Here is a 10,754-nt window from a genome sequence, read left to right on the forward strand (position 1 = left end):
TGTGCCTTGTCGTCGCCGCCCATCTCCCAGCACCGAAGGGCCCCGCCACCCGGCAAGCAGCCATGAGCGGGGCACCTGCCGTGCCGTCGCCGCCCATCACCTGGACCGGCGCGATGCCGACGGTCGGCCGCATCTCGGTGGTAGGCGCCCCCGGGCCCGCCTCGTTCTCCGCCCCGTTCCCTGGCCCAGGGCCAGGCTCAGAGCCAGGCTTAGGGCCAGGACCAAGGCCCGGGCCAGGGCCCCTCAGGTACGGGCGTGCTTGAGCAGGGCGGCCAGGGCCTCCGGGGTCGCCGGGGGGTCCTCGCCGTCGGGGAGGAGGCCCGACCGGCGCAGGGCCCGCTCCACCGCCGGGCCCCAGGCCGAGCGCAGGCGGGCCGCCGACAGCAGGTCGTGGTCGGCCAGGATCTCGCGGGCCGGCCCCTCCGCCAGCAGCCCGTGGTCGATGAGGGCCACCCGCTCGGCCCAGCGGTAGGCCAGGTCGACGTCGTGCGTGGAGACCACCAGCGTCGCCCCGTCGGCGCGCAGCCCGTCCAGGGTGTCGAGCATCGCCTCGACCCCCATCGGGTCCAGCCCCGCCGTGGGCTCGTCCAGCACCAGCACCGAGGGCCGCATCGCCAGCGCCCCGGCCAGCGCCGCCCGCTTGCGCTGGCCGTAGGAGAGCAGGTGCACCGGCCGGTCGGCCAGCCCGTCCAGGCCGAGCGCGGCCAGCGCGCCGTCGACCCGCTCGGCCGCTTCGGCGGGCTCCAGCCCCTGGTTCATCGGGCCGAAGGACACGTCCTGGCGGACACTGGCCGAGAACAGCTGGTCGTCGGGGTCCTGGAAGACCAGCTGCACCCGGCGGCGAAGCTCGGCCAGGCCGCGGCGGCCCGGCCGCACCGGGTCGCCGTCCACCAGCACCCGCCCCCGCCGCGGGCGGAGGCTGCCGGCCAGCAGCCGCAGCAGCGTCGTCTTGCCTCCGCCGTTGGGGCCCAGCACCGCGAGCACGCCGCCCGTGGGCACCTCCAGCTCCAGACCGCGGAAGACCGGCGGGGCGTCCGCGTATCCGAACTCCAGGTCGCGCACGGCCAGGACCGGCGCGGTGCCGGTGGAGGCGGGGGCCGTCATGTCCACACTCCTCTGCTCAGGGTCACGGCGGCCACCAGGACCGCGGGCACGGCGGCCGCGGCCACCGGTGCGGCCCGCAGCGGGGCCTGGTCGACCAGCACCGTCAGCGCCCCGGTGTAGCCGCGGCACTCCAGCCCGCGCTGCAGGCGGGCGGCCCGGTCGTAGGAGCGCACGAACAGCGCCGCGCCCAGCGCCCCGAGCGAGCGCACCTGGTTGCGCCGGTTCGCATAGCCGAGGCGGCCCGCCTGCGCCGACCCGATCCTGCGGGCGGTGTCCAGCGCCACGAACAGCATCCGGTAGATCAGCGCCACCACCTCCACCAGCGCCGGGGGCAGCCCGATCCGGGTGAGCCGGGGCAGCACCTCGGCCAGCGGGGTGGTGAACGCGAACAGCAGCTGGCACGTCAGGGCGGCCGAGGCGCGGCCGACGATCTCGGCGGCCCGCCCCGCGCCCTGTGGATCCCAGGCCACCGGGGCCTCCGGCCCGCCCACGGTCACCAGCAGCGCCACCGCGCCGGTGGCGATGAACGCCAGCGGCGCGGCGGCCGTGCGCAGCAGGCGCCGGGGCGGCACCCGCGCCGGCCCGAGGCCGAACGCGAGGGCGACCGCCCCGGCCAGCGCGGCGCCGGGCCAGGCGGGCAGGACCAGGGCGCACACCAGCAGGCCGCCGAAGAGCACGCCCTTGACGGCCGGGTGGACGGTGCGCCACGGGCTCCGGTAGGCCTCGGCGTCGATGGTGAGCACCGCGCCGCCCCTCCGATCAGGAGTCGGCGGCCGGGGCGCGGCCGTCCCCGCCGCCCGGGTCGGCCGGCTCCGGGGCCGGGCCCGCCCGGCGGCGGGTGCGCAGCACCCCGAGGGCGTAGCCGATGATCCCGGCGCCGACCGCCGCCTGCAGCGCGAACAGTCCGGACTCGATCTCCCCGGAGGGGGCCTCGTACAGGGGCGAGAACCACGGCTCGTAGGAGGGGGCGATCTCCTGGATCGTCTCCTCGGCCTGCCCGTCGGCCCCGGCGAAGGGCTCCTCCAGGTGCGACCCGGCGCCGATCAGCAGCGGCAGGGCCGCCAGGGCGGCGGCGACCGCCACCAGGGCCCAGGTCGCCCAGGCGCGGGGGCGGGCGCGCCCCTCGGTCTCGGTGCTCATACCGCCTCCCCGCTCGTCGCCGGCTGCGCCGGGCCGGAGCCGCGCAGCACGCCCAGCCGCAGCAGCTGGTCCCGCCCCACGGTCGTCAGCAGACGCACGATCACCACCGTGACCAGCCCTTCGATGACCGACAGCGGGACCTGGGTGATGGAGAAGATGGACGCGAACTTCACGAACGCGCCCCCGACCCCGCCTGCGGCGTCGGGGAAGGCCAGGGCCAGCTGGAGGCTGGTGACCGTGTAGGTGCTCAGGCTGGCGGCGAACGCCGCCGCGAACACCCCGGCGCCCAGCGAGGCCGACTCGGACATGCGTGCGGTCAGCGCCCGCACCGCCCGGTAGGCCGCGTACCCCACCCACGGGCCCACCACGGCCATCGAGAACACGTTGGCCCCGAGGGTGGTCAGGCCGCCGTGGGCGAGGAGCAGCGCCTGGAACAGGAGGGTGATGGTGCCGAGCGCGGCCATCACCGGGGGACGGAACAGCACCGCCCCCAGCCCGACCCCGGTGGGGTGCGAGCAGCTGCCGGTCACCGAGGGGATCTTCAGTGCCGACAGGACGAAGCAGAACGCCCCGGACGCGCCGAGCAGCAGCTTGGCGTCGGGGTCGGCGCGAACCGCGCGTGTGAGGGAGGCCACGCCGTGGACGACGAAGGGCGCGGCGGCGGCCGTCCAGGCCGCCGCGTGCACCGGGGGTAAAAACCCTTCGGCGATATGCATGGTGAGAAGACCCGCTTCCAGCACCTCGTGGACGGACGTCGTGCGCCGTGGCCGGTCTCCTGGCTCGCGGGTCGCCGCCTCACCGCCGGCCTTCCCGCGACGGGCTCCGGTGGGTTCCGGAGCACGCCTCAGTGGCCTGCGCCGCCGTCCGCGGGGGACGGACGGTGGGGCGGAGGGCTACCCGTTCACAGTGGCGAGGGCCGCGCCGGATTCGCACCGGACTTCCCGATCACCACGGCTCTCCGACCGTACGGCGATCGCACACGGTTCGCAATGGCGGGTCGGTCGCGAGAAGGCCGGGCACGGGTCCGGAAGCCCCGCGGGCACGGCTTTTCAGGGTGGAGCGCACCCCCGGTCGGGCGGGCTCCGACCGGTGCCCGTGTACTCTGTCCCGGCGCGGCCCGAGGACGAGGCGACATGAGGGGGACGGCCAGTGCACGAGGCCACCGGCCCCGCCCCCGTCGCCGTGACCTGGGACTGCACGGGCTGCGGGGCGTGCCTGCTGACCTGCCCCGAGCACGCGATCCGCCCCCACGGGCGGCCCCTGGACATCCTCGCGGACCGGTGCACGGGCTGCCTGGAGTGCGTCGAGGTCTGCCCGGCCGACGCGATCGTGCGACTGACCGAAGGTGAGGAGAGCAGGTGACCAGGACGCCCCGGACCGTCCACCCGATCGAGGAGGAGTCCTACCGGATCCTGCGCTCCCGCATCGACCTGGGGCACCTGCCCCGGCTCAGCCGCGCGCTGGCCGAGCGGGTCATCCACGCCAGCGCCGACCTGGACTACGCCGAGGACCTGGCGATCGACGACGCCGCCGTGCGCAGGGCGGCCGCCGCGCTGGCGGCCGGCGCCCCGGTGGTGGCGGACGTGGCGATGGTCGCCTCGGGCATCACGGCGCGCGAGTGCGTGTGCCGGATCACCGACCCGCAGGCCGCCCGGCTGGCCCGAGAGGAGGGGCTGACCCGTTCGGCCGCCGCCGTCCGACTGGCCTTCGAGCAGGTCGGGCCGGGTGCGGTGTGGGTGGTGGGGTGCGCCCCCACGGCCCTGGAGGAGCTGATCGCGCTGGGCGCCCGCGGGCTGGACCCGGCGCTGGTCATCGGGCTTCCGGTGGGGTTCGTCGGCGCCGCGGAGTCCAAGGAGGCGCTGCGTGCCAGCGGTCTTCCGCAGGTCAGCAACGTGTCGGAGAAGGGCGGCTCGGCGGTGGCCGCAGCCGCACTGAACGCGCTGCTGTACGAGGGGCGCGAGGAGGACGGCCCGGCGTGAGACGCGCGCGGGCCGCGAGCTTGGAGCTTGGAGAGGACAGGGATGAGACCCCCGCTGCTGTTGGCCGGCCACGGCACCCGCGACGACAAGGGCGTCGCCGAGTTCAAGGCGTTCGTGGAGCGCTTGGGCCGCCGCTTCGACGACCGTGAGGTCGCGGGCGGGTTCATCGAGCTGTCCCCGCCGCCGCTGACCGACGCGGTCGGCGACCTGTACGCCAAGGGGCACCGCCGGGTGGTGGCGGTGCCGATGATGCTGGTCGCGGCGGGGCACGCCAAGGGCGACATTCCCGGCGCGCTGTCCCGGGAGCAGGAGCGCCACGACGGCCTGGAGTACGTCTACGGCCGGCCCCTGGGCCCGCACAGCACGATGCTGCGGCTGCTCGGCGAGCGCCTGGACGACGTGCTGGGGGAGGGCGGCGCCGACGAGGAGACGGCGGTGCTGCTGGTGGGGCGCGGCTCCACCGACCCGGACGCCAACTCCGAGGTGTGCAAGGTCGCGCGGCTGCTCCAGGAGGGGCAGGCCAAGGCGCGCGGGGTGGCGTTCGTGGAGCCGGCGTTCATCTCGCTGGCCTGGCCGAGCGTGCCCGAGGGGCTGGACCGCATCCGGCGCCTGGGGGCCAAGCGCATCGTGGTGCTGCCGTACTTCCTGTTCTCGGGGGTGCTGCCGGACCGCGTCGTGGACCAGTCGATGGAGTACGCGCAGGAGAACCCGGACCTGGACGTGCGCTGCGCGCCGGTGATCGGGGACTGCGACGGGCTGGCCGACATGATCGCCGAGCGCTATGAGGAGGCGCTGCAGGGCGACATCCGGATGAACTGCGACACGTGCGTCTACCGGATCGCGATGCCGGGCTTCGAGGAGAAGGTGGGGGCGCCCCAGGTCCCGCACCACCACCCGGACGACCCCTCGCATGGGCATGGGCACGGACACGGCCATGGCCACGGTCACTGAGCGGTCCTGACGGGGAGGACCCCGTCCCGCTCTCTTGAGCCGCGCCCGGTACTCGCCGGGCGCGGCTTGTTGCTTCTCTGCGGGGAGCACTGCCTGTGGACAGGACCGCGCCGTCCGGCTCAGGGGGCGGGGCCGCTGAGGCCGAATCCGGGGCGGAGGCGTGTCCGGCCCGGTCGCCGCGGAGGTGTGCCGCGGCGTGGCAGGGGACGGCTCCGACCGTGGGACCTTCGGCCGTGGGAGGCCGTGCCCCGGGTAGGAGAGGCTTTCCGCCGGGCACGATGAGCAGGATGAGGCCGGGGTGCACGAGGTGCCGGGGCACGAGCGTCGGGGCCACTGCCTCCGCCGACGGGGCGCCGGTATAGGGTCGCCTGATGTGTCCGGAACACCCCGGTTTCTCCCGGGGACGGTGTGAACAGGGGAATGAGGTGAACAGCCCCGGTGGCGGTGGACGCCCGACACGGCGGCGAGGTCGATCTTCGGCACCACGGTGACGCCGAGACCGGCCCCGGACTCGCCGATTTCGCGGTGAACGTGCGGAGCGGGGCCCCGCCCGCCTGGCTGGCCGAGCGTATCGCCGCCTCCCTCACCGGCCTGGCGGCCTACCCCGACCCGGACCCCGCCCGCGAGGCCGTCGCCCGCAGGCACCGCCGCGACCCCGCAGAGGTGCTGCTCACCGCCGGGGCCGCCGAGGCCTTCGTGCTGCTGGCCCGGGCCCTCAAGCCCCGCCGGGCCGCCGTGGTCCACCCCCAGTTCACCGAGCCCGAGGCCGCGCTGCGCGCCGCCGGGCACCCCGTCGACCGGGTCGTCCTCGACCCCGCGGAGGGCTTCGCCCTCGACCCCGCACGGGTCCCCGACGACGCCGACCTGGTGGTCCTGGGCAACCCCACCAACCCCACCTCCCTGCTGCACCCCGCGCGCACCGTCGCCGCCCTGGCCCGCCCCGGCCGGGTGCTCGTCGTGGACGAGGCCTTCGCCGACTGCGTGCCGGGCGAACCCGAATCCCTGGCCGACCGCCGCGACCTGCCCGGCCTGGTCGTGGTACGCAGCCTGACCAAGACCTGGGGCCTGGCCGGACTGCGCGCCGGCTACCTGCTGTCCGACCCCGCCACGGTGCGCCTGCTGGGCGGGGCCCAGCCGCTGTGGTCGGTCTCCACCCCGGCCCTGGCCGCCACCGAGGCCTGCTGCTCGCCCCGGGCGCTGGCCGAGGCCGACGCCTGGGCCCGCGAGCTGACCGAGCACCGCGCCGTGTTCGCCGAGGCGCTCACCGCCGCCGGCGTGCACGTGCTGCCCGGTGCCGCGGCCTCCTTCCTGCTGGTCCGCGCCGAGGACGGGGCGGGCCTGCGGGAGCGGCTGCGCGAGCGCGGGATCGCCGTCCGGCGCTGCGACACCTTCCCCGGCCTGGACGCCGACTGGCTGCGCATCGCCGTGCGGGAACCGCGGACCTCGCTCCCGATGGCCCGGATTCTGGCAGAGTTGCTCTGAGCCGAATGAGGACATTGGTCGTGGAGTGTCCGGAACGGCGGAGGCGCGTCGCCGGTCCGGCACCGCACCGCCGACGGGGGACCCGAGGGGGAGACCACGTGCCCGACCACCGTGTGCCGACCGGCCCCGTGCCGACCGCACCGCACCGATACCCACACCGGCCCTGCGGAGGGACGCCATGACCGGTAACGACGACCGCTCTCCGGCCGACCGGGGAGCCGAGGACGAGTCCGGCCGCGGAGGCGGCGGGCTGCTGGACGACCTTCCCGAGGCGGGCCGCGGGGGCACGGCCCGGGCGCCGTCGGCCCCTGATCCCGCGCCGCAGCGGGCCAACCCCTTCCACGCGCCCTCGCCCCCGCCGCGCAGGTCGGCGGCGGCCAAGCCCAACGTCATCCCGTTCCGCGGCGCGCCGCCGGCCCCCGAGCCTGCGCGTCCCGAACCGGATCCGGAGCCCGAACAGGCGCCCCCGGCGCCCGCTCGGCCCGAGCCCGAGCCCGCACGGGCCGAGCCCGCTCGCCCCGAACCGGAACCGGCGCCTCCCGCGCCCGAGGCCGCCCCGGCGGCGGCGCCCGCGCCCGCCCCCGGGTACGGGCCCGCCACAGACCAGCCTGACCAGCACGAGGACACCTCCCGAGAGAGCACTGCGAACCCAGACGTGAACGCACACGCTTACGCGGTCCCCGAGCCCGAGCCCTCCGACGGCGCCCCGCGCGGCACCGACCGGTCGGCCGCGGCCCCCGGACCCGCCCTCGCCCCGCAGCCCGCCGCCGACCCCGCCGCGTCCCCGGACCCGGCACCCGCTCCGGCGGAGCCGTCCGCGCCGTCGACGCCGTCCGCACCCGCGTCGGCGCCCGACGAGAACGCCTACAGCGCCGCCGAACGCGACGCCGTCTACCGGGCCATCGCCGAGCGCCGCGACGTGCGCACCGGCTTCCGCCCCGACCCCGTGCCCGACGAGGTGCTCACGCGCGTGCTGTCCGCAGCGCACCAGGCCCCTTCCGTCGGCTTCTCCCAGCCCTGGGACTTCGTCCTGGTGGAGGACGGGGACGTGCGCGCCCGCGTGCAGGAGCTGGTGCAGCAGCAGCGGGCCGAGTACGCCCGCGCTCTGCCCGGGGCCCGGGCGCGCGCCTTCTCCGGGCTCAAGGTCGAGGCCATCCTGGACACCCCGGTGAACGTGGTCATCACGGTCGACCCGACCCGCGGCGGCCGCCACACCCTGGGCCGCCACGCCCAGCCGCAGACCGCCTCCTACTCCACCGCGCTCGCGGTGGAGAACCTGTGGCTGGCCGCCCGCGCGGAGGGGCTGGGCGTCGGCTGGGTGAGCTTCTTCCACGAGCGCGACCTGGCCGCCCTGCTCGACCTGCCGCCGCACCTGGAGGTCGTGGCCTACCTGTGCGTCGGCTACGTCGACGACTTCCCGCCCGAGCCGGAACTGGCCCTCGGCGGCTGGGCCAAGCGCCGCCCGCTGTCCTGGGCCGTCCACCACGAGCAGTACGGGCGCCGGGGCCTGCCGGGGGAGAAGGCGACGAGTTTGCTGGACGAGACCATCGCCACGATCGGCCCGCTGGACACGCGCGCCACGGCCGAGGCCGAGGACCGCCAGCGCCGCATGACCAAGCCCGCCGGCGCGCTCGGCGTGCTGGAGGAGGTGTCGGTGCGCCTGGCCGGGCTGGCAGGGGAGTGTCCGCCGCCGCTCCCGGAGCCGGCCGCGGTGGCGATCTTCGCCGGCGACCACGGCGTGCACGCCCAGGGCGTGACCGCCTGGCCCCAGGAGGTCACCGCGCAGATGGTGCACAACTTCCTGGACGGCGGCGCGGTCGCCAACGCCTTCGCCGCGCAGGTGGGCGCCGAGGTGACGGTCGTGGACGTGGGCGTTGTCGGCGACCTGCCCACCGTGCCGGGGCTGCTGCCGCGCAAGGTCGCCCGGGGGACCGCGGACATGACCCGGGCCCCGGCCATGTCGCGCACCCAGGCCGAGTACGCGATCGAGGCGGGCATCGAGGTGGCACGCGACCTGGCCACGGCCGGGAACCGCTGCCTGATCACCGGCGACATGGGCATCGCGAACACCACCGCCTCGGCGGCGCTGATCGCGGCCTTCACCGGCGCTGACCCGGCCGAGGTGACGGGGACCGGCACCGGTATCGACGAGGCCATGCACGAGCGCAAGGTCCAGGCGGTCCGGCGGGCGCTGGAGCTGCACCGGGTCGACCCCGCGGACCCGGTGGGGGTGCTCGCCGCGGTCGGCGGGCTGGAGCACGCGGCGCTGGCGGGGTTCGTCCTGGGCGCGGCGGCGTTGCGGGTGCCGGTCGTGCTCGACGGTGTGATCGCGGGCGCGGCGTCGCTGGCCGCCACGGCGCTGGCCCCGGACGCGGCGGCGGCCTGCTTCGCCGGGCACCGGTCGGCCGAACCGGGGCACGCGGCGGTGCTGGAGTACACCGGCCTGCGCCCGCTTGTCGACCTCGACCTGCGCTTGGGCGAGGGGTCCGGGGCGCTGCTGGCCCTGCCCCTGCTCCAGGCCTCCGCGCGGGCCCTCCGAGACGTGGCGACCTTCGAGGACGCCGGCGTCACCGAGCGCTGAGGAACCGCCCCACGACTGCCGGACAGCCCTGCCGGGGCCGCACGAGCGGCCCCGGCAGGCGTCGTACACGGCCTCCGGCCGTCCCGCCCGCGCGGCCTGGAACGTGGCCGGGCAGGTGCACATGCACGCCGACACCGTCACCGACTCGATGCGGCCGGATTCATCTGGATGAATCTGGAAGTGCACCGCGGCATGGAGGATGATTCCGGTGAATGGCCTGTTCTTGAGGCATGGCGGAGGAGCGGTGAATGCAGGCGGTAGTCAATTGACTACGCAATCCCCTGTCGAGGGGGCGGTTTCCGGTAAAGAAATGGTAACGCCTTGAGTCGTCGCAGGTGGACAAGTGCGAGCCCCACGCACGTGGGGATGGACCGGGGCGACCGCCGGATTGTTTGGCGACATGGGGGCGAGCCCCACGCACGTGGGGATGGACCGGTCCAGCCTTGTCACCCATGCTAGAAGGCCCTGCGAGCCCCACGCACGTGGGGATGGACCGTTCCGGAGTCCGCACGCAGACACCCAGCCCAGGCGAGCCCCACGCACGTGGGGATGGACCGCCCTGCTGGACGAACAGCTCGCGCCCGAGGCAGCGAGCCCCACGCACGTGGGGATGGACCGCACGTCGGCGGTGTATTCCTGCTGGTCGAGGGGCGAGCCCCACGCACGTGGGGATGGACCGTGCTCTGGTACCTGTCCCTGCTCGGGCTCCGCGCGAGCCCCACGCACGTGGGGATGGACCGGGTGTGGTCTATGGCGTCGAGGATGTCGTCCGGCGAGCCCCACGCACGTGGGGATGGACCGGCGCGACCGCCGGATTGTTTGGCGACATGGGGGCGAGCCCCACGCACGTGGGGAGGGACCGCACGTCGGCGGTGTATTCCTGCTGGTCGAGGGGCGAGCCCCACGCACGTGGGGAGGGACCGCACGTCGGCGGTGTATTCCTGCTGGTCGAGGGGCGAGCCCCACGCACGTGGGGAGGGACCGCACGTCGGCGGTGTATTCCTGCTGGTCGAGGGGCGAGCCCCACGCACGTGGGGAGGGACCGCACGTCGGCGGTGTATTCCTGCTGGTCGAGGGGCGAGCCCCACGCACGTGGGGATGGACCGCCCGTCGGCGGTGTATTCCTGCTGGTCGAGGGGCGAGCCCCACGCACGTGGGGATGGACCGGTTGTGGTCTATGGCGTCGAGGATGTCGTCCGGCGAGCCCCACGCACGTGGGGATGGACCGGCGACGAGCGCATTGTCGGTGTGAGGACTGCCGCGAGCCCCACGCACGTGGGGATGGACCGTCCCACACGCACCTGATGTACATCGAGCGCAAGCGAGCCCCACGCACGTGGGGATGGACCGTAGGTCTGCGCGGCGGCGATCTCGCCCTTGCGGCGAGCCCCACGCACGTGGGGATGGACCGNAGGCTTCCGATGCTGCGCCCCGGGGTCCGGGGCGAGCCCCACGCACGTGGGGATGGACCGCGTCAACACCATGGCGGACGACATGAGGAGCGGCGAGCCCCACGC

At 75.5% G+C, this 10,754-nt stretch carries 9 protein-coding genes, 1 CRISPR repeat array and 1 riboswitch; of the genes, 5 read left to right on the plus strand and 4 right to left on the minus strand.

All coding sequences use genetic code 11. The annotated features are described in order from the left end of the window. Positions 1-243: 243 nt before the first annotated feature. The 4 genes from D450_RS0125470 to D450_RS0125485 are packed head-to-tail and all read right to left on the minus strand — an operon-like array spanning position 244 to position 2,960. A complete protein-coding gene (locus D450_RS0125470; protein ID WP_017541457.1) occupies positions 244-1,104 on the minus strand; it encodes an energy-coupling factor ABC transporter ATP-binding protein in 861 nt (286 codons plus the stop codon). Beyond that, on the minus strand, positions 1,101-1,847 hold the full coding sequence (cbiQ, locus tag D450_RS0125475; RefSeq protein WP_017541458.1) for a cobalt ECF transporter T component CbiQ: 747 nt from the start codon (positions 1,845-1,847) through the stop codon (positions 1,101-1,103). The genes D450_RS0125470 and cbiQ overlap by 4 nt, the downstream gene beginning before the upstream one ends. Positions 1,848-1,863: 16 nt before the next feature. Beyond that, positions 1,864-2,244: an energy-coupling factor ABC transporter substrate-binding protein gene (locus D450_RS0125480; RefSeq protein ID WP_017541459.1), complete on the minus strand. Its 381-nt coding sequence runs from the start codon at positions 2,242-2,244 to the stop codon at positions 1,864-1,866. Next, positions 2,241-2,960 (minus strand): energy-coupling factor ABC transporter permease, encoded by a 720-nt coding sequence (locus D450_RS0125485; RefSeq protein ID WP_026128768.1) that lies wholly within the window; start codon positions 2,958-2,960, stop codon positions 2,241-2,243. The genes D450_RS0125480 and D450_RS0125485 overlap by 4 nt, the downstream gene beginning before the upstream one ends. 32 nt (positions 2,961-2,992) lie before the next feature. Next, positions 2,993-3,234: riboswitch (cobalamin riboswitch) on the minus strand. Between the two features lie 159 nt (positions 3,235-3,393). Between D450_RS0125485 and D450_RS0125490 the strand changes: the two genes are divergently transcribed. From D450_RS0125490 to cobT, 5 genes are all read left to right on the plus strand, one after another. Further along, complete coding sequence (locus D450_RS0125490; protein ID WP_017541461.1) at positions 3,394-3,606, plus strand: indolepyruvate ferredoxin oxidoreductase subunit alpha; 213 nt, start codon at positions 3,394-3,396, stop codon at positions 3,604-3,606. Beyond that, on the plus strand, positions 3,603-4,223 hold the full coding sequence (locus tag D450_RS0125495; protein ID WP_017541462.1) for a precorrin-8X methylmutase: 621 nt from the start codon (positions 3,603-3,605) through the stop codon (positions 4,221-4,223). The genes D450_RS0125490 and D450_RS0125495 overlap by 4 nt, the downstream gene beginning before the upstream one ends. Before the next feature lie 42 nt (positions 4,224-4,265). Further along, complete coding sequence (locus D450_RS0125500; RefSeq protein ID WP_017541463.1) at positions 4,266-5,174, plus strand: sirohydrochlorin chelatase; 909 nt, start codon at positions 4,266-4,268, stop codon at positions 5,172-5,174. 438 nt (positions 5,175-5,612) lie between these two features. After that, the gene (gene cobC, locus D450_RS0125505) at positions 5,613-6,656 is read left to right on the plus strand and encodes an Rv2231c family pyridoxal phosphate-dependent protein CobC (RefSeq protein ID WP_017541464.1); all 1,044 of its coding nucleotides are present in this window, start codon (positions 5,613-5,615) and stop codon (positions 6,654-6,656) included. A 178-nt stretch (positions 6,657-6,834) separates the two neighbouring features. Then, the gene (cobT, locus tag D450_RS0125510) at positions 6,835-9,237 is read left to right on the plus strand and encodes a nicotinate-nucleotide--dimethylbenzimidazole phosphoribosyltransferase (protein ID WP_017541465.1); all 2,403 of its coding nucleotides are present in this window, start codon (positions 6,835-6,837) and stop codon (positions 9,235-9,237) included. 345 nt (positions 9,238-9,582) lie between these two features. Then, positions 9,583-10,709: a CRISPR direct-repeat array (repeat unit 29 nt; unit sequence GCGAGCCCCACGCACGTGGGGATGGACCG). The last annotated feature ends 45 nt before the right edge of the window (positions 10,710-10,754 follow it).

Origin of the sequence: Nocardiopsis halophila DSM 44494 (genome assembly GCF_000341245.1) — a bacterium.
GTDB classification, from domain to species: domain Bacteria; phylum Actinomycetota; class Actinomycetes; order Streptosporangiales; family Streptosporangiaceae; genus Nocardiopsis_A; species Nocardiopsis_A halophila.